The organism is Bacterioplanoides sp. SCSIO 12839 (assembly GCF_024397975.1).
Taxonomy (GTDB): domain Bacteria; phylum Pseudomonadota; class Gammaproteobacteria; order Pseudomonadales; family Oceanobacteraceae; genus Bacterioplanoides.
In genome coordinates this window covers 2,327,396-2,347,096 of the sequence record NZ_CP073745.1, presented here as the reverse complement: position 1 = coordinate 2,347,096, position 19,701 = coordinate 2,327,396, and the positions used below count along the sequence as shown (strand labels likewise).

Annotated in this window: 12 protein-coding genes; 6 read left to right on the top strand and 6 right to left on the bottom strand. The window is 48.2% G+C overall.

Translation table 11 applies throughout. From position 1 onward, the window contains the following. Nucleotides 1–70: 70 nt before the first annotated feature. The 4 genes from KFF03_RS10760 to KFF03_RS10745 form a co-directional block, all read right to left on the bottom strand. Nucleotides 71–2,683 (bottom strand): hypothetical protein, encoded by a 2,613-nt coding sequence (locus KFF03_RS10760; RefSeq protein WP_255856903.1) that lies wholly within the window; start codon nt 2,681–2,683, stop codon nt 71–73. Nucleotides 2,684–2,856: 173 nt separating this feature from the next. Beyond that, the gene (locus tag KFF03_RS10755) at nt 2,857–3,330 is read right to left on the bottom strand and encodes a DUF4442 domain-containing protein (protein WP_255856902.1); all 474 of its coding nucleotides are present in this window, start codon (nt 3,328–3,330) and stop codon (nt 2,857–2,859) included. A gap of 152 nt (nt 3,331–3,482) precedes the next feature. Next, on the bottom strand, nt 3,483–4,124 hold the full coding sequence (locus tag KFF03_RS10750) for a DUF1566 domain-containing protein (RefSeq protein ID WP_255856901.1): 642 nt from the start codon (nt 4,122–4,124) through the stop codon (nt 3,483–3,485). Nucleotides 4,125–4,129: 5 nt separating this feature from the next. Further along, complete coding sequence (locus KFF03_RS10745; protein WP_255856900.1) at nt 4,130–5,698, bottom strand: ethylbenzene dehydrogenase-related protein; 1,569 nt, start codon at nt 5,696–5,698, stop codon at nt 4,130–4,132. Nucleotides 5,699–6,009: 311 nt separating this feature from the next. Here KFF03_RS10745 and KFF03_RS10740 point away from each other — a divergent pair, with 311 nt between their 5' ends. The 5 genes from KFF03_RS10740 to KFF03_RS10720 all read left to right on the top strand — a co-directional run bounded on the left by KFF03_RS10740 (nt 6,010) and on the right by KFF03_RS10720 (nt 12,866). Next, on the top strand, nt 6,010–7,977 hold the full coding sequence (locus KFF03_RS10740; RefSeq protein ID WP_255856899.1) for a DNRLRE domain-containing protein: 1,968 nt from the start codon (nt 6,010–6,012) through the stop codon (nt 7,975–7,977). 116 nt (nt 7,978–8,093) lie between these two features. Then, nucleotides 8,094–10,118: a fibronectin type III domain-containing protein gene (locus KFF03_RS10735; RefSeq protein WP_255856897.1), complete on the top strand. Its 2,025-nt coding sequence runs from the start codon at nt 8,094–8,096 to the stop codon at nt 10,116–10,118. 73 nt (nt 10,119–10,191) lie between these two features. Then, nucleotides 10,192–11,178 carry a DUF2157 domain-containing protein gene (locus tag KFF03_RS10730; RefSeq protein ID WP_255856896.1) on the top strand — a complete coding sequence of 329 codons (987 nt, stop codon included), beginning with the start codon at nt 10,192–10,194 and terminating at the stop codon, nt 11,176–11,178. After that, nucleotides 11,171–12,328, top strand: coding sequence for a DUF4401 domain-containing protein (locus KFF03_RS10725; RefSeq protein WP_255856895.1), 1,158 nt, complete (start codon nt 11,171–11,173; stop codon nt 12,326–12,328). The genes KFF03_RS10730 and KFF03_RS10725 overlap by 8 nt, the downstream gene beginning before the upstream one ends. Before the next feature lies 1 nt (nt 12,329). Further along, entirely contained in the window at nt 12,330–12,866 is a 537-nt protein-coding gene (locus tag KFF03_RS10720) for a GDYXXLXY domain-containing protein (protein ID WP_255856894.1), read from the top strand. 79 nt (nt 12,867–12,945) lie between these two features. Here the strand turns inward: KFF03_RS10720 and KFF03_RS10715 are convergent, their stop codons facing one another. Next, a complete protein-coding gene (locus KFF03_RS10715) occupies nt 12,946–17,838 on the bottom strand; it encodes a biotin carboxylase N-terminal domain-containing protein (protein ID WP_255856893.1) in 4,893 nt (1,630 codons plus the stop codon). 228 nt (nt 17,839–18,066) lie between these two features. Further along, the gene (gene fabB, locus KFF03_RS10710; RefSeq protein ID WP_255856892.1) at nt 18,067–19,278 is read right to left on the bottom strand and encodes a beta-ketoacyl-ACP synthase I; all 1,212 of its coding nucleotides are present in this window, start codon (nt 19,276–19,278) and stop codon (nt 18,067–18,069) included. 156 nt (nt 19,279–19,434) lie between these two features. On the opposite strand from fabB, the gene KFF03_RS10705 reads away from it, so the two are divergent. Next, nucleotides 19,435–19,686 carry a hypothetical protein gene (locus KFF03_RS10705; protein ID WP_255856891.1) on the top strand — a complete coding sequence of 84 codons (252 nt, stop codon included), beginning with the start codon at nt 19,435–19,437 and terminating at the stop codon, nt 19,684–19,686. Nucleotides 19,687–19,701 lie beyond the last annotated feature (15 nt).

Genomic DNA, 19,701 nt, shown 5'->3' with positions numbered 1-19,701 from the left:
CCTACCAGCCTGCATCAATAGGGCAGGCCAACAGGGTTGCTTTTGGGGGCAGAGCAGAGAATGCCAGTTACTAAGCCTGCACTTTTCTGCCCAACAGTAACAGTGCCCCCAGCATCAGCAGGAATCCGAAGTTAACAGCACCACCGCTGCTTGAACTGTCAGAGTTTTCTGAGCTGTTATCAGATTCTGATTCACCGGAGGCATTATCGGCCGATGAATCATCGCTAGGGGATTCATCTGCCTGTGTTTCATCAACTGTATTCTCATCAACAGGAGCTTCATCAGCTGGAGTTTCATCAGTTGGAGTCTCATCAGTTGGAGTTTCATCAGTTGGAGTTTCATCCGCAGGCTGCTCTGTTTCCGGCTCTTCCTCGACCGGCTCGGTAACTTCCCCTGCTGGAACAGTGAAGCTTAATATCAATTTATCGCCGCTCTCATTAAAGGCTAAACCAATATTTTCTGCTGCATCCAGGCCGTTAATCGCTACCGTTATTCCATTATCAATAATGGCGCTGGTATTAGTGGTTTGTGCCAATACGATTCCATAGTCACCCGCGCTAAAACTTGCCATGGCATCAATGACGATGTCACCCGCTAAGGTTAGTGCTTCCGATTCAATCAGTGGGCTGCCTTCGGTTAAGGTCAGTACACTATCTTTCGTGGCTTGTGTCGTACCAGCAACATTAAAGGTGATTTGGCTGTCTTGCCCGATGATGATTTCCGGCGCGTACAGGTAGCTGTTGCTCAGAGTTAATTCGGACTCTAATAATCCAACAATGGTTGGATCTGTTTTGGCTATCTTCATGGTCGAACCACCGGCAATATAACTTTGCTCAAGGTGGATGTCAGAGAGCATGTTATAGGTGGCGGGCATAGGGGAGGTGGTATCACAAACGCTGCAGCTACTATCTAAGCTTACACTGCCTAAAACCACTCTGTCGGTAACGTCCATAGCCACTTGTTCAAAGTCGATATCACCCTTGGCGGTATAGGTGCCCTGGTTTAAGGTGGTGTCTTCTTTTAAACCTAAAATCTGACCAATATAAGCGTCGTCGCCGACGAAGAAGCTTGGGATGTTTTTAAAGCTCACCGCAACTTCTACCTGATGGCGGCCGCTCACAACATTGTTTTCGTCAGGTGAAGACGCTGAAAAAATCTCCGGCTCTAATGCGGCGATTTCAACGTCGGATGAGCCACCATTGAAGTTGATGCTGTCGATATTCTCAAAGCTAACAGTTGCTTTTTTAATGACAGTGCCTTGTGAACCGCCTTGTATCAGGCCAATCACAAAGTCGTCATCGCCTTCAAAGCTGGCGATGTCTTTAAAGCTGGCGGTTGCAGTTCCATGCACATAACCTGTGCCTAATGAACATTCGGTTTTGGCGATGTTCAGGTCGTCGTCTAAAAATAGCCGATTGATGTTGGAGAATTCCGTGTTGTTATTCACCACGGCCACACCGTCAAAGGCAGAATCAGCACATAAACCTTCGGTGCTGGCTAATTTAAGATCTTTCGCCTCAAACAGGGTCGTGATATCGGATACTGTTAAGGCAGAAGTAGCGTCGATGGTGACGCCCTGCATGGCGACGTTATTGGCTTCAAAGTCAGAAGCGATCAGGTTGCCGCTGGCTACAAAGGAATCCACTTCAGAGATGGTCAGACTGCCATCCAGATCAAAAGTGGCCTGAGTAAGCGAAGCCTCCTCCGATGCGGTGGCCGCGGCGGTGGCGATTTTTATTTCCTCTGACAGTGCAATGCTGGTGATGTCTTTAAACTCCACATCGGCGGTCGCGGTTACGGTTTCTGTATTTAATCCACCTAATACCGGGGCGGCGATCATCAGAGCGGTGTTACCCGAGGAAGTGCCTGAGGAGGTATTTTGATTGCTGATATTATTTGCTTCCGACACCAATAAGCTGCCGGATAAATCCATAGCCGCGCCGACCTGAATAGTTGAAGACACACTGCCTACTGCAATGGCATCCACAACATCCACATTCTGGCCCATAACCGATAAGCTGCCGGAGCCTTGTTCTGTTCCCAAAGCCAACCAGCCTGCATTAACCGGTACACTGCTGTTAATGGCTTGACTGCCATTGTCGATAAAGGCGTATACCGAGGAATCCGGTAAAGCACCGTCTTGCCAATGGCTCACATCGGCATAATTCGACTCATCAGCCCCAGTGTAGAAGTTGCTGGTGTCAACCAGAGTGACACTGCCTGCACTCGTGCTGGCGATTGGAATGGTGACCCAATCACCGTCGGCATTTTTGTATCTTGGTGGGTAACTGTCATCGTCCAACACGCTGATGGTGTAGGCGTTCTCAGAAATGATGTTGCCGTTCGGCTGAAAGCGCATATAGCCAATCAGAACCTCAGTATCACCGGTTATATATTGCAGGCCTTCATCGATATCAAAGTTAGCAATGTAGCTCGCCTGTCCGTCCTGAATGCTGCCTGAGCCCACAGAAGAGGAATTATCGTGGTTAACCGCAAAATAATCTGAATAATTGTCAGCGTAGATACCGCCAGCCGGGGTTAAAACATTCTCGTATTCCATTTCTAAGCCAAAGCCATAAACTTCAGCGTTCTCCGGGTTCAGATAAATGGGTAAAGACAGGAATTCATCAAAACTATTGCCAGTGGCTTCGCCCAGACGAAGGGTGACGGCATAGGAGGGCATCGCTATGCCTATGGTCGTGAGTAGCAGGCATGAATATTGTGTAAGTGTTTTGATCATCATGATTCCCTGGATTTTTTCGATTTTCAGGAATCATAAACAAGCAAAGTGCAAGAAATGTGCATGCAAAGGGCAAATGTGCATATTCGAGATGAAATATGCACATAAGAGGCGTATCAGCCTTTACGCCGGATATAAAGTCTCTTCTCAACCTTGGCGACCAGGTTGTCCTGTTCGTCTTTGATCATCACTTCATAGGTTGGCAGGTATTTCTCTCCATTGGCGGTATTGGCTTTGATGTCGGCCAGCATCTCATCGGTAATCACAAACTGTGCTTTCACCACGCCGCGCCCGGGGCTGACAAATTTAATCGAGGCCTCGGCATCCCAGACAATGTAATCACGCCCGAGATTATTCATCACCAGCAGCATATAAAACGGGTCAATCATTGAAAACAAGCTGCCACCGAAGTGTGTGCCAACGTAATTTCGGTTATACCAGCGTAATTTCATGCTGACCCGGGCTTCGCGGAAGTCTTTGGCCAGATACTCGACCTTCACTCCGGCACCTATGTACGGGCCGTAGATATTCAGAATACGACGTAGCCCGGAAGCTGAGGTTAACCATTCCTGAAAGCGTTTAATCATCATCGTTTGGGCCTTATAAAGCTGAAGTCATGAAAAGTTGAGCCGTTTTAACAGACTGTAATCTGAAAATCAGTCGCTCTGGTGACGCTGAAGCGATATTTAATCGACAATTCAAAAATTCACTTTCATTACTGAGTTTTGTCAGAAGCAAGTGATCAATAATTACTCACTAAACGTACAAACGATGCATTGCTATAGGGCAAGGTGTTTTCTTCACCATCTTTAAAATTAATCACCTTCGCACCTTCACCAAAACGCTGATAAAAGCCGGTTAGCTTTTGGCCTTTATCGGCTGTCCAATAATTACTCTGGCGGGTGTAAGGGAAAAACGCTTGATTAATACTGGCGCCATAACCAATATTCTGTTCGCGCACCAGTGTTTTTAATTCTGCTGCTGTGGGCAGTCGCCAGTTTCTGATGCCGCATAATTGTTCGCTGCGGGTTTTTTCTAAAAGGTCCGCCACATCACACTGGTAGTCGTCTTCATGATTACAGTTGCCTTTGTTGGGCACTCCGGTTTCACCATCAAACCAGGAATAACTCCAGCTGCCATGGTGCAGATTTTCGTTATTATTTTTCGCTTCCCAAATTAAACGGTTTTTGCTGTCTTTAACGCAAAACCAGGGTCCGGCCCATAGCGGCATTGGTTCACCGTTGTTATCCAATTTTACCAAATGATAAGGCTCTTGTTGCGGGTCTTGTGGGCGCGTTAGATAACCCGCCATTACAATGACGGCAAACACGGCAATAATCAGTAAAAAACGAGCCATCGTTGTTTGAATGATTGAGCTGCTCATGGTGTTTACCGAAAATTAAGTTTAAGGGCGTAGTTATGGCGGGTATGGGCGGTTTGCGAATGATCAAACGCCGAAACCCAAATGCAGGTGCCGTCTTTAATTTCCACATCCTGATCTGAGTGGGTATTAAGATTCCGGCTGATTTCTAAATGCCACTTGCCATTTTCCCAGCGGCCTACTGCATTCACATTGGCACGGTCGCCTTCAAAACGGTTCGTACTGTACATCACCGATGGCAGGATGGTGCCAAGCGGGTAATTATCCAGCGCTTCTTTGTAAGGTTGATATTCAAACCAGGGAATGGCCCATTGCAGCTGGGGTGAAAAAATATCCTGATAGGCCTGAATATCCGCTGCGTTTTTGGGTAAACGTTTGGGCACAATAAAGGTTGGTTTGTACCATTTCCAGTTCATCACATAGCTGCCGGACTCTTTAATATCGGTGCGATATCCCGCGGTATAACGGCGGCTACCGGGTAGGGCTTCATAGGCTTCACCAATAAAATTATCGTCCATCAGGCGCATTCGGTTGGTACGCACTGCTTTCCAGTGCCATAAATCGACGGCCTGATTATTGGTGGTGTAATGGTAGCCACGGCCATGCCAGTTCGCCGGACGATCTGAATGAGGTTGGTGACCTAAGTGAGCTGTGCCAGCACCGGCTGGCTCGCAATGATCCGACACCATGATGGCAAATTTGTCTTCGTAATAGGTACGTTCGTCGAAGTGATGAAAGCCGTTTTGTAGTACCTTCCAACCTTGTTCGGTTTTTTCTAACGGCAGGTGGGCCAGGCTTTGGCTGGCATCATCCCAGATGATATAAAAATAAATCGAGCCGGTCCCCCGGACTGCTTGAACAGACACCTCTGTTGCACCATGAACAAAATTAGCACCGCCGGAAGTCATCACCTTGATGCGTTCTGCTTGTTGCCAGGCGCTTTCACTCGCGTGGCCATCAATATCAATAAATTCGCCGGTAGGGAGTGGCGTTACGATTAAATCACGATGCTTTAGGTCAAACAGATCAAACTGATAAATTGCAGTAAGCGCTAACAGTACGCTTGAAAAAGATATCAGTAAGGAATAGCGGCCATGTGCTGGCAGGAATATTTTCAGCAGTAATGAAAAACCCAATTGCGCGGTGTAATAAAAACCGTGAGCAAATACAAAAAACAGCATCAGCAGGGCAGCAATAAAATGCAGATCCCGGATGTTACTGGAATAACCCAGGTCGGTGTACAGGCTGATACCAGACAAAATTAATACGCTGATCACAATATAAACCAGATAAATCAGGCTTTGATGGTAACGGCTGCGTTTTACTTCAGGCAGTGCTGTAAAACGCATGCATTTGATGATCAGATAACAGCCCGCAACTGCAAACAACAACAACGCACTGGCAAAGTGCCAGGCATGCATATTCCCCTGAGGTAACAGGTGGGTAAACGCCAGCATCACATTGCGATGCTGAGTGGCAATGCGCAATCCGGTGAATAAACTGACGCCGATGCTCAAGATGACAAGGGTGTGTAACCCGAACCACCATCCGCTTTTGTTAAGTGCTCGAAGTGCCATAGATGCCTGTGATCTGTTATGCCGACTATTGGGCCATTGTGCTTTCAGACTGGCCGAAAATGTCTCTGTTCTAAATGAATTCGGATGTGGTACTTTCTTACCGTTTTTTGCGGATAGTAAAGTCGGTTGGTTAAAAAAAGAAGTCCTGTTTGTGTTCTTTTGAAGCGTTAACCTCCAGCTCTCAGGTTCGCACGCTGTTTCTCAGCTTTTTATAAAACAATAAGAAAAATGAAACATTTGTTCTGTAGCCTAAGACTTAAGTCTGACAGCTACGCTCGCCACACGATACTACAAACGACAGGGTTTTACTCATGATACGCATTGCAGCCGCGCTGACGCTGGGCGCATTGTCACTGTCTGCGCTGGATGTTTACGCAGATACCAAATTTCACCGGATTGCCTGGGATCGAGATCCATCGAGCAATGCCATTATTGGTTTTTCGCCGGATGGTGATAGCCAGTCACCTTATGTGCGTTATGGTTTCAGTACCGATGAAAACACCTGGCAACAACAAGACGTGGCCAGGACTCACGTGTTTGACCGCGGTTTAACCAATCATTTTGTTTACCTGAATAATTTACCGGCGAATTCTCCGGTGTATTACCGCGTGTGTGATCAGGATGGTTGTGGTGATCGTTTATGGTTTAAAACAGCACCTAACGACAACTCGCCGTTTGTGGCCATCGCTGGTGGTGACACCCGAAACGGTGTGTTGTTTGAGGGCCATGGTGTGAACTTCCGCGACGTGGGTAACACGGTTTTGTCGCAAATTCGCCCGTTATTTGTCATGCACGGCGGGGATTACACCAATAACAACACAGATTCTGAAATGATCCGGTATTTTCAGGATTGGGAATTAACGTATTCCGATGATGTGATCGATGGCTTTAATTACCAGCGTGTTTACCCGATTGTTCCGACTCATGGTAATCATGAAAACGGTGGTGGTGATAACAACTACAACACGGTGTGTCAGATCTTTGGTGTGGACCCGAATCAGGATGGCCAGTGTAATGGTGCAGACAGCTACAATGCGTTTAACATCTCGCCATTATTACGAGTCTATACACTGAATTCTGAATTGGTTGATCATGCCGATCGCATGACGGCGATGAGCAGCTGGCTGAAACAGGATATGGAGCAAAATATTAATGCGGCCACCTGGCGTTTTGCTCAGTACCATCGTCCGATGTTCCCGCACACCGACAGCAAAGGCGACAGCCCGGCACTGTATGCGTATTGGGCAACGACGTTTTACGATAACGCCATGAATCTGGTTGTGGAATCGGATACCCATCTGAACAAAATTACTCGTCCTCTGGTTCCGGCAAACAATCATTATGCGGCAGCACCGTCTGGCACAGTATTTACTGGTGAAGGCAGCTGGGGTGTACCAACCCGTTCAGCAGATAACCCGCGTCCATGGACCATTGATCTGGACAGTTTCCAGCAGTTCAAAGTGATCACCGTCCGTGAGTCAGGGCTGGAATTGCGCACCGCTCAGTTTGGTAACTCGGGTGATCACAACGATCTGAATACCGGGATTACAGCGTTAACTGCGGAGCAGCGTGCGGAAGACTCAACGGTATTACCGTATGGCGTTAACTGGTGGCATGCCGGAGGCCTGGGTGCGATTGCTGAAAACGGTGATGATAATGGCGTTTATGTCATCCGTCAGAATGATCTGAAGCAGTCGGTGATTGGCTCCACGTCAGATCAGCTTAAGCGGATTGATCTGATGGCTTCGGAAGATGTCTTTATTGCGTCTGGCTCGACTATTTTTTCTCGAGATCGCCGACGTAATTTTAATGGCCATGGCGATGGTTTACTGGTGGATCAGAACGGTTCCAAAGGCCAAACCAATACACTGATTAAATGGGATTTATCGGTGGTTCCTGAATGCGCCACGATTGAATCGGCTTCCATTCGTCTGAATCTGTACAACGGCAGTAACGATGAATTCACGGTACATCAGAGTCAACGCGGCTGGAGTGAATCGGAAGTCACCTGGAGCAATCTGCCACGTCGTCGTGCACGCGGTGCGGAACTGGCGGTCTATACGCCTAAACGTGATGTGCCAACGGGTGTCCGAACTCAGTACGATATTCCACTGAATAATACCGGTGTGAATCTGGTTCGCTCCTGGCAGCAGGGCAACAGCAACAACGGTATTATCATTGACCAGTCTTATGGTTTGAACGGCATGGATTTCGACTCGCGAGAAACGGGCGAAGCACCGGCGTTAATCTTGCTGTACAACGATAATAACTGTCGTTAATTCAGAATAAACAGACCCTTTATAAGCCACGGCGATTGGATGATCGCCGTGGCTTTTTTGTTTTGGGTTAATGTTACACTCACGGGCTTGATAAAAAGGATTAAGGATTTTTGCCCATGACGTGCAGGGACACTTTGTCTTCCTCGTTATTAGCGGTGATGTTGTTATCGGTATCGTTATTGCCACTGAGTGCTCAGGCAGCGACAACGTTTCACCGCGTTGCCTGGGATTACGACCCGGCTACTCGTGCCACTATTGGTTTCTCTCCGGCAGGAAAAAGTCAGTCGCCGTATGTACGTTATGGTTTTACCACGGATGAACAGCAGTGGCGGCAACAAGCGGTGGATACAACCCACCATTTTGACGATGAACTGATCAATCACTTTGTGTTTTTAACGGATTTAATCGCTGACTCCGCGGTGTATTACCGGGTGTGTGATCAGGATGGCTGTGGTGATCGGTTTTGGTTTAAAACAGCGCCTGCCGATAACTCTCCCTTTATCGCCATTGCCGGAGGAGACACCCGTAATGGCATTTTGTTTGAAGGCCATAGTGTGAATTTCCGCAATGTTGGCAATACCGTGTTATCACAAATCCGCCCGCTATTTGTGATGCATGGTGGTGACTACACCAACAGTAACTCCAGCTCTCAGATGGAGCGTTTTTTACAAGATTGGCAATTCAGTTATTCAAACGATGTGATCGATAATATTGCGTATAAACGGATTTATCCGATTGTTCCAACCCATGGTAATCATGAAAACGGTGGTGGTGATCGTAACAGCAATACGGTGTGTCAGGTGTTTGGTATTGATCCTGACGGGGACGGCCTTTGCAGCGATAAAGACAGTTATTACGCCACAGACATTTCACCCTTGTTGCGGGTTTATACGCTCAATACCGAGCTGGTGGATCATGCGGACCGGATGGCTGCCCAGAACCACTGGTTACAACAGGATCTGCAGAAAAAGGGCAACACGGCCCAGTGGCGTTTTGCTCAATATCATCGCCCGATGTTTCCTCACACAGGTTTAAAGAGTAACAGCCCGGCTTTATATGCGTATTGGGCAACGATGTTTTACGATCATGCCATGAATCTGGTGGTTGAATCGGATACACACCTGACCAAAATTACCCGGCCGCTGATACCGGCCAATGATGATTACGCCGCTGATGTCTCGGGTACGGTGTTTACCGGTGAGGGCAGCTGGGGAGTGCCAACCCGTTCAGCCGATCATCCTTTTCCATGGACTCTGGATCTGGATAGTTTCCAGCAGTTTAAAGTAATTACCGTGCGTGAATCCGGCCTGGAATTGCGTACCGCGAGGTTTGGTAGCTCCGGAGACCCGGACGACCTTAATACCGGTATCACACCACTCACACTGAAACAGCGAGAACAGGACGCCACCGCTTTGCCCTCAGGGGTTGATTGGTGGTCGTCTGAAGGATTAACGAATATAAAAGAGAACGGGGTCGATAATCGGGTTTACCGGGTTGCTCAGAATCAGCGCCAGTTGTCGGTGATTGGTTCATCAAAAGACAATCGTAAACGCCTTGATCTTGAGGCTGTTGCGGATGTCTTTGTGGCGGCAGATTCCTCCTTGTTCTCTCACAATAATAACCAGAACTTTAATCGACACACCGATGGTCTATCGGTGTGTCTGGAGTGTGCGAAAGGACAGACCACTAGTTTGATTCGCTGGGATCTGTCGTCATTACCGGAGTGTGCAACCATTGAGTCCGCTTCGATTCGGCTGATGATTTATCGGGGTAATCGGGGAGAGTTTATCGTCCTGGAAAATCATAATGACTGGGATGAGTTGCAGATTACCCGGGCAGAGCTTATGCGTTATGCTAATCAAGGTAAAACTCTGGCCACTTTCACCCCGGAGCGTGATCTGCCGGATGGTATTCAAACGGCTTTTGATATTCCATTAAACGCTGAGGGTTTAGCGCGTGTTCGCCATTGGCATCGCAGTGAAAGTGCTAAGCCTGGTGACGGCAAAGATAAAAACAACAATAACGGCATTATGATTCAACAGTTAAGTGGTTTTGGTGATCTGGCTTTTGACTCGCGCGAGTCGGGCAAGGCGCCGCAGTTAATTCTGTTATACCGGGATGACCAGTGTGATTCATTATAAAAAATGGCAAAGTTAAAATGCTTTTAATGATGTGGCAAATGTCTCGCAATCCTTTTGCCCATGGAGAGTGTTAATGAAGTCTGTAAGGAAATTCTTATCTGAACTGACTGAAGAACAACAACTAGATTCGGCTCACTCTGAGGCGGCTTTAAAAACGGCTGGTTTAAGACCCGATATTCCGCAATGGATTTCATTTCTGGATCGGTTTTTATTAACGGCAGGCGTTTTGTCTCTGGCCTTTTCGTTATTGTTCTTCATCGCTTATAACTGGCAGGCGTTTGGTGAATTCGCCCGATTTGCTTTGGTTGAGTTGGCCGTCGTTGTGGGCTTCATCGGTTACTGTCTGACAGAGAAAGCCTCGCTAGTATCCCGGATAAGTTTATTTGCCAGTAGTATTTCTGTTGGGGTGTTAATGGCATTGTTTGGCCAGGTATATCAAACCGGGGCTGATACCTGGCAGCTATTTTTTAATTGGGCAATCGCCATCTTCCCCTGGGTTCTTATCTCTCGTTTCAGTGTGCATTGGCTGCTGTGGATTGGGTTGCTTAATCTGTCGATCAGTTTGTACTTTAATACGTTTAATCATTGGCTCTGGTTTTCCGGCAACGGCTTGTACCTGGTGTTTTTTCTGAACGCTTTGGTCTGGTTTTTTTGGGAGTTGGCTGCCAAACGTTTTAGCTGGTTGAGTGATGGTTGGTCGATTCGCATTATTGCTTGCTATTGTGGCTCTGCTGCCACGTTATTAGCGGTCATGGCCATTGTTGAAAGTTACTCTGATAGTGGTGGATTTTTAGTCTGGTTGTTTTGGCTCGCAGTACTTTTTTACAGTTATTTAAATCTGAAACAAGATCTGTTTATGCTGGCTGGTGGGTGTTTGTCGTTAATTACGGTTGTTATGGCTGGATTATTAGAGCATGTATTCCACTTTGATGAAGCCGGTAGTTTTTTATTGTTGGGTATTCTTTTAGTCAGCGCAGGAACCTGTTCAGCTATATGGCTAAGGTCTGTCAGTGCCCGCTGGAGCAAGGCTGAGCAAGCAGGGGCATCCAGTCATGAATAATCAGAAACAGTCGCATTTTTTCATCTGGCAAACGCTCAAGGCGCAACAACTGGTATCCGGAGAATTTCACGATACCCATGACGTTGATAGTCCATGGTTTGTAAAACTGTTGGTTGCTGCGTGTGGTTGGCTGGCTTCTGCATTTTTTCTGGGCTTTTCTGCGTTAGGTTTGACGGAACTATTTGAGCAGCCGTCAGCGCTTATTTTTGTTGGCGGTGGGCTGTTAATCGCCGCGTATTTCGCACTTCGTTTGGTGGAAAAAGACCGTCTGAAGCAACAGCCAGGCGGTATGTTATTTATAGAACATGCATCATTAGCTGTTAGTTTAACCGGGCAAGTGATGATTGCGGTTGCACTGTCTGATCTGGTGGATGGAAGGCTGTTGTTCTGGGGTTTTCTTGCTGTATTTGAATTATTGTTGGCGCTGTTGATGCCTAACTTTCTTCACCGTTGCGGCTCGGCTTTTGCTGCCGTTTTGTGTGGACACCTCTCTTTGGTAACACCACAGGCTATCACGAACGGTTTTACTTTTTTATTGGTACCTATGGTTACCTTTATATTGAGCTGGCTGTGGCTGAATGAATTTCGTTTGGGAAAATATATTCGTCCGGCACAGGCTTTAGCGTATGGTTTAACTCTGGCCGTTATGGTGATCAAAAGTGACATCTTGCCTCTGACATCTGATTTATATCTTTCGGAATATTCACTGTTGTATCTGAGGCTCGAAGAAGGTTTGATTGGCCTGGTTTTATGCTGGCTTATCTGGCGTTTAATCGCGACGCAATTCTGGTTTCAACCGTCATTATTTTATGTAGAAAACAGGCGTCTTGGCGTAAGGGTAGTGGCCGCCGTTTTATTGGTGATACTGCTCTCGATGGTCAGTTATGGCTTGTCGTTTGGTGTCATCATAACGTTACTCGGCTTTTATAGTGCGAACCGACTGCTAAAAGGTCTGGGTATCATTACCATGCTGTATTCCCTCAGTGCTTATTATTATTGGATGGACGTTACCCTGTTAGTGAAGGCAGGGCACTTGTTTGCGCTGGGAGTGGCAATACTACTGGCACGTTATTTTTTAATCCGAAAAGTGACAACGCCGACGCACTGCTCTGCTGATGCCGGTGTCGGTGTTGATAGAGGGGAGCGCTGATATGTTATCCGGTTTCTCTTTGCGTAAGACCTTTCCACATTGTGTTCCCTGGCGTTGGCAGCAATGGTTAGCGTTATTTGGGTTGGTGCTGACGTTATCCCTGGTTAATTATTCGATTGTTAAACAGGAAACGTTATTGGCCGAAGGCGAGGTGGTATTTCTTCAGTTAGCGCCAGTTGACCCAAGGTCTCTGATGCAGGGGGATTATATGGCATTGCGATTTGATATCGAGAGAAAGCTGAGTGAACACCTTAGTGAGATTGATGTATCTGATGGCAAGCTGGTGGCCGAGTTAGATAAGCAGAGGGTTGCCCGTTTTTTATCCTTATATTCCGGCCAGGCTTTATCACAACAGCAAATCCTGATGCGTTATCGCATTCGCAACGGCCAGGTAAAATTTGCCACCAATGCGTTCTTTTTTGAAGAAGGCAGTGCCGAAAAGTTTGAGCGCGCGGAATATGGTCAGTTTCGGGTTGGTAGCGACGGTGAGCTGTTATTAGCGGCAATGTATGATGCTGATTTAAAACAAATACAATAAAAAACGCCCGATGAAATCGTTTCATCGGGCGTTTTTTCTTTTTACTTTTGTCTTTGGCCAGGCGAGTGGATTCAGCCAGTTAAACCGGTTTCACCACATACAATAAATCGCCCTGGTTCACTTGTTGACCATCCGAGTTCATGATTCGGGTGACTTTAAACTGCTGGTCAGCAGGGTAAAGCTCAGCACCGGCACGGTTGAACTGCTTCAGGTTCAATGGCGTGAACATTTTCATCGCTTCCATCAGACACAGAGTGTGGTCAATGCTGATGATGTCACCTTCTTTCACGAATGCTGGTTCGGTTGGTGATGCTGAGCCGTAGAAGATGCTGGTGCTTGGCGACAGCACTTTCAGCTCGTCAGAACCTTCAATCTTCAGCGCAGACGCATCAACCGCATCGGCACTCAGGTCAGCGGCGTCTTCGATGTCCTGAATCAGGCCATCAACGTCCATACGATCCAGGAACTGTGGCAGATAGGTGGTATCGTAAATACCTTTCTGGAACACCTCATCGTCCAGCACACGCTTCAGTAGTGGAATATTGGTGCAGACGCCGGTAATACGAACCCGCTCCAGATATTCACGCAGCTTGGAAATGGTGTCGTCACGGTCTTTACCGTAACAGATGATCTGAGTCACCATGCTGTCGTAGAACGGCGATACCTGCTTGCCAGTGGCGGCCATGGAGATCAGCTCGATGTAATCTTCCTCTGGCAGCACACACTCGCGAATACGGCCCGGAGTTGGAACGAACTCAACATCATCGCCTTTACGCACGGCTTTCTCGGCATTCACACGCACTTCGATGGCGTAACCTTTTGATACCGGTTTCAGGTCATCAATAGAGCCACCTTCGGCAATCTTGAACTGGGTGCTGACGATATCAATGCCAGATACCAGCTCAGTCACCGGGTGTTCAACCTGCAGACGGGTGTTCATCTCCATAAAGTAGATGGTGTTGTTGTCGAGGTCGAAAATAAACTCAACGGTACCAGCACCGACGTAGTTAACGGCATCCGCCAGTTTTTCAGCGAAATCGTAAGCACCTTGCTCCAGCTCACGCGGCAGCATGGTGGAACCGGATTCTTCAAAGATTTTTTGATTGTTACGCTGCACCGAGCAGTCACGCAGACCCAGAATTTTGGTGTTGCCGTGGCTATCACGTAATACCTGTACTTCGATATGGCGCAGGGAAGTCACGTATTTTTCCAGGTACACATCACCGTTACCAAACGCCGCTTTGGCTTCGGTAGAGATCTGATGGAACAGGCTGTGAATCTTATCCGGCGATTCCACCACCTGAATACCTTTACCACCACCACCGTGTACCGCTTTTAACAGTACCGGGTAGCCAATTTCATCAGCCACGCTGGCGGCATTGGCTGAGCTGGTCAGAATGCCGTGAGAGCCCGGAACAACCGGCACGTTTACACGCATCGCGGTGTTGATAGCGTTCGATTTGTTACCCATGGTCTCCATCGAAGAGACTGGCGGGCCCACAAAGTTAATATCGTGGTTACCACACAAGGCAGCAAACTGGCTGCTTTCGGATAAGAAACCAATACCCGGGTGCAGTGCGTCAATGCCTTCGTGGTGGGCAACGCGCAGTACCGATTTGGCGTTCAGGTAGGATTCGTCTGGTGTGTTACCACCAATACAAACCACACGATCTTCTGGCCCTAACATGTCGACTGGTACCGAATCCATATCCGGGTCAGACTGTACCAGTACCACTTTAATGTCGTTTTCCTGAGCCTTACGGATCAGTTTCACCGCGGTACAGCCGCGGGCGTGAACCAGCACTTTATCTACCTTGCCATATTTCTTGTTTTCGTTGGCGGCTTCACCGGTATCCGGTAATAAGCGCTCAGCGGCAACATAGCCTTGCAGTACACGATCCAATACATCATCAACGGTATGACGCGCAGTTGGCATATCTGGATCAATGGCACGCAGTCTGCTGTCTAAATCGTCGAAGAACGGATGCTCAACCAGGCCGTCCATGGATTCTGAAGAAACCGACAGATAATTGGACAGGGTACAGGTGCTTGGCAGATAGCTTGGTACCACAATCTGGCCAGCAAACGGCATGTTAGTACCGGAGAAGTAATAAGTCTGCGCCAGTGGGTGAGTCACAAATGAGGCTTGTGCACCACCAGTACAGTCGCCAAAACCAAAGACGACGATTGGCAGGTCGTTATCACGCACAAAACGGGTGATACGGTCGTTGACGATGGCCATGGAGAACAGCGCCGCAGCACCTTCTTTGGTTTGCATGCCGCCGGAAGACACAAAACACACAATTGGCAGTTGCTGGCGGGCACATTCCACCATCAGCTTGCAGAATTTCTCGGCACTGGCCATGTCGAAGGCACCGGCCTGGAAGTTCAGGTTGGAAACCAGGGCACCCACACGCTGCTGGCGCTCCCCAATTTTGATGGTGCCAATACCAGTGATGACACCACACGGTTTTTCGTCTTTGTTCAGCGCCCCTTCAATCGAGCTACGGAAGCCCGGGAAGGAGGTTGGATCCGCCGACATCAGTGAGCCGTTAATTTCGTCGAAATCGGTGAAGAAGCGTTCAACAATGGCATCTGGCGTGGTTTTCTTCTGACGCTTGGTATCGTCCAGCACCTGCTGGATCAGCAGATCGTGGTAACCCATGGTCAGACGGTTCCAGAAGTCTTTACGACGACCAATGGAAACCGGGTTAATACGGCCGTTATAGCTTTTACCTTCCTGCTCGGCTTCGTGGTATTCGGCCAGCAGTTTTTCAAAGATAAAGGTGATGACCACAAACAGCGTATCGGATAAACGTGGGAAAGCGCCTTTTTTCCATTCTTCAACCGACTTCAGGAATTCCACTCGAGCTGAGCTCTTAATGAAATAGCTTAACCAATGGTTAAAGGATTCACGCTCTTGTGGTGTGTAGCTGTCACCGGAGGTGGCTTCTGATAAAGATTTCTCCAGCAGCGCTTTTACTGCCTCACGGGATAACGCACGGGTCTCGTTGGCTTCTTTGGCAACGTTCACCAGGTTGTAGATGAAGTTGTCGTACAGCTGACCAAACACCAGCATGTTCTGACACACCTGACTGAACTCGTAACGCAGTTCGTCGTGCAAAATCGCATCGAGAATGGTGATGTCTGGATGTGCCGGGTTCTGAATGTTTTCCTGACGGAACTGGATGTATGGCGCTAACGCTTCTTCCAGGATGCGACGGTTCGCTTCAACACTGGCGGCGGCCACGCTGTTAGCAATAGCTTGAGTATGCGTTGATAACTTCAGCTCGGAGCGCACTTCTTCCGGAATCAGCTGCTGCTTCATTACGGTGTTCAGCGCGCTGGCCAGCGATTGCTTCAGTGCGCCTTTGGATTGCTCGCCCGCCATTTCGGTGGTCAGGTCCTGACGAGTCTCGTGAGGCAGCACCTCACGGATATAAGCTGCCAGCGGATGCGGGTTATTTTCGATAAAGTCGGCGACTGCTTCGGTATCGAGGATATCGTTAGCACGCAGCATAAAGCGGCTTTGTTTGTAATCTTCCAGGTAGTTCAGTAATCCCTGGAAGTTAACCGGGGCATCGGCTTTCCAGCGGTTGAACAAATACAGACCCAGGCTAAAGCACAATTCTTGTTTGGCTTTCAGGTAGTTGTTTTTTGGTTCACCCAAAAACAGACGAGCGATAGTGGAGCGACTTTCATCACGATCTTCGTATTTGCTCCAGAAGCTCTTCCAGTTCTTATGCAACTGGTCGTCGTAAACAATTTTTTCCGGCGCCTGAATCCAGTTCTGGAATTTACGTTGTGCTTCGCGCTCATTGCGTTGCTGCAGCTGACCTTCAGGAATTTCCTTCTCGGCTAAACGACCATAATTTTCCACGCTGGTCGAATGAATACGACGGCGTAAGGTCAGATAACGGGTATAACGATAGGTCAGACCGAAGATGTTCAGGTGTTCGGTCGGAGAAGGTGCCAGGAAGAAATTGGCACTCTTTTGCATGGTTTCCAGCTTTTCAGACGGATTCAGGAAACGATCGATCGCCTGCTGATAATGATCCATCAGATAAGGGTTGTTACGGGCAAACTCCGCCGTACTGGTTTCGATAGACTCGATACCACTGACGACTGCCTGATGCAGGTTAAAGCGTTTTTCATCGGCATCGGTCGGCGCATAATCAATGATGCCATCGATAATGCCGGCTTCACGTAATTCAAAACCGGATACACCCACGTATTTAGCACATTCTTGCCAGGACAAGTTGTACTTACGGGCAATACTGGCCAGACCCTGTGGCTGAATGGTGTTAAAAATACCATCACGCACTGATAACAGAATGTTGGTGGTAGCGAGTGGAATAGCACCACCGGAATAACCGGCACCCCAGATAATGCCCAGAGAGGGGACATCGTTATTGGCCATTTCTGTGATCAGGTGAGAAATCGAATGCGCCTGATTGCCAGCGTTGGCAACCTCACCGGCATCGGCTCCCGGGGTATCAATAAAGGTCACAATCGGCATCGAGCGCTGTGCAAAGGCACGCACCTGTTGCGCTGCTTTGTTGTGGTGTTGCGGACCCCAAACACCATTGTTGTGTTCGCGGTTCTGGCAGATAAAACCAACGCGGCGAATTTTGCCACCAAAGTCCATTTCGGCTTCACAAGCATACAGCGGGCCGTCTTCGACTTCGGTAATGGTGCGCAGAATCAGATGCTGAACAATCGCCTTAGCACCAATACGCTGGGCGTTTTCACTGGGCGCCACGACTTGTTCGATATAATCATCGATGTTGAGTGCTGACAGGCGCTCACGTTCACTGTCGCATTTCTCTGGTGAAATCAGACCTTTGACCGTATGTTCAACCGGGCTGTCTTCGAATTCAGGAAATAAAGAAAAATCGGCTGAAAGCTGTTCGGCTTTTAAAAACAACTGATCAATAGCCGTTTGATCAGATGCTGGCTTCTCGTCTGTCATTGTTAATTAATCCATGTTGGGTCATACACAACCGACCAGAGTCAGATAATACGGGGTCGGCGAAAATCACATGTACTTACTGATACACGACTGAATAAATCAGGGTGTTTCGATCCTCAGGAAAGGTTATTTCCTGAGGATTTATAATACTCGGAATAGACACCGAGTATGTCATTTTTTGCAGTAATTAAAAACGGCGTCACGTCACTTTTGACGCTGTTTTAATAATCACACTTTACTGAATACCAGCGTGGCATTGGTGCCACCAAAACCGAAGCTGTTTGACATCACGGTGCTCAGTTCGGCATCGCGGTTTTGGGTGACAATTTCAAAGCCATCAGCACCTTCATCTAGAGCTTCAATATTAGCGCTGCCGGTAATAAAGCCGTGCTTCAGCATCAGTAATGAGTAGATGGCTTCCTGAACGCCTGCAGCACCCAGAGAGTGGCCGGTCAGCGACTTGGTTGAGCTGATTGGTGGGCGTTGTTCACCAAAGGCTTCACCAACCGCTTTTAATTCCGTAATGTCACCCGCTGGTGTGCTGGTACCGTGGGTGTTCAGGTAATCAATGGTTGGGTTACCCGCCATTTCTAATGCCATTTGCATACAACGAATGGCGCCTTCACCGGATGGTGCCACCATATCAGCGCCGTCTGAGGTTGCGCCATAACCGGTTAATTCGGCGTAAATCGTCGCACCACGAGCCACGGCGTGTTCGTACTCTTCCAACACCAACATGCCGCCACCGCCAGCGATGACAAAACCGTCACGGGTAGAGCAATAGGTACGGGAAGCCGATTCCGGGGTATCGTTATACTTGCTGGACAGGGCACCCATGGCATCAAACTGAGCGGTCAGGCTCCAGTGTTCTTCTTCACCGCCGCCGGCAAACACCACGTCTTGCTTGCCCCACTGAATCAGTTCCATCGCATGGCCAATACAGTGAGCGCTGGTGGCACAGGCGGACGTCATAGAATAGTTAACGCCTTTTATTGAAAACGGCGTTGCCAGGTTGGCAGAGGTGGTTGAACCCATGGTGCGGGTTACCCGGTATGGGCCAACTTTACGAATGCCCTTTTCACGCAGAATATCGACGGATTCAACAATATCGGAAGAGGAAGCGCCGCCAGAACCGGTCACCAGACCGGTGCGCGGATTGCTGACAATCTCTTCGCTCAGACCGGCATCTTCAATGGCCTGCTTCATCGACAGGTAAGAATAGGCTGCGGAGTCGCCCATAAAACGTTTCAGTTTACGATCAATATGTTCCGCCAGGTCAATGTTCGGGCGGCCAGCGACGTGGCTACGAAAGCCCATTTCTTCATAATCTGGCTGAAAGGAAATGCCGGAGCGCTGTTGTTTCAAAGACTCCAGCACTTCTTCTTTGTTATTGCCCAAACAACCCACAATACCCATACCAGTAACAACAACGCGACGCATAACGATTCTCTACCTGTTTTCCAAATTCTTCTCAGCATATTACCGAAAGGTTGAGGTAATATTTCAATCTGACCACTATATAGCAGTGGCTGAAAAGGCTTAAAGAAAAATATTATTGAGCCTGAGTTATTAATGAAAGATTAAAAGGTTTGATTTGTGATGTCTGATCAAGGTATGCGTTGGCAGCGTGCTCAGGAATTAATGTTGGAAAATGCGCTGGATGTCGCCACCATGGCTGCATGCCTTGGTGTGGATGAAAATAAGTTACAAGCCATGCTGGAGGACAAGCCCAGCCGTAAAATTCCAGATTCGTTGGCGAAACAAATGGAGCAGACGTTTTCTAAACCACAGGGCTGGATGGATCAGGGAGAAGATGGCGGTATTGCGTTTGATCTGTTTGGGTCGTGAATCACGACCCTCACA

What these genes read in the sequence shown, in the direction of transcription:
- KFF03_RS10715 (WP_255856893.1), bottom strand. Translation starts at nt 17,838, where the DNA reads ATGACAGACGAGAAGCCAGCATCTGATCAAACGGCTATTGATCAGTTG.
- KFF03_RS10720 (WP_255856894.1), top strand. Translation starts at nt 12,330, where the DNA reads ATGTTATCCGGTTTCTCTTTGCGTAAGACCTTTCCACATTGTGTTCCC.
- KFF03_RS10735 (WP_255856897.1), top strand. Translation starts at nt 8,094, where the DNA reads ATGACGTGCAGGGACACTTTGTCTTCCTCGTTATTAGCGGTGATGTTG.
- fabB (WP_255856892.1), bottom strand. Translation starts at nt 19,278, where the DNA reads ATGCGTCGCGTTGTTGTTACTGGTATGGGTATTGTGGGTTGTTTGGGC.
- KFF03_RS10730 (WP_255856896.1), top strand. Translation starts at nt 10,192, where the DNA reads ATGAAGTCTGTAAGGAAATTCTTATCTGAACTGACTGAAGAACAACAA.
- KFF03_RS10740 (WP_255856899.1), top strand. Translation starts at nt 6,010, where the DNA reads ATGATACGCATTGCAGCCGCGCTGACGCTGGGCGCATTGTCACTGTCT.
- KFF03_RS10750 (WP_255856901.1), bottom strand. Translation starts at nt 4,124, where the DNA reads ATGAGCAGCTCAATCATTCAAACAACGATGGCTCGTTTTTTACTGATT.
- KFF03_RS10745 (WP_255856900.1), bottom strand. Translation starts at nt 5,698, where the DNA reads ATGGCACTTCGAGCACTTAACAAAAGCGGATGGTGGTTCGGGTTACAC.
- KFF03_RS10760 (WP_255856903.1), bottom strand. Translation starts at nt 2,683, where the DNA reads ATGCCCTCCTATGCCGTCACCCTTCGTCTGGGCGAAGCCACTGGCAAT.
- KFF03_RS10755 (WP_255856902.1), bottom strand. Translation starts at nt 3,330, where the DNA reads ATGATGATTAAACGCTTTCAGGAATGGTTAACCTCAGCTTCCGGGCTA.
- KFF03_RS10725 (WP_255856895.1), top strand. Translation starts at nt 11,171, where the DNA reads ATGAATAATCAGAAACAGTCGCATTTTTTCATCTGGCAAACGCTCAAG.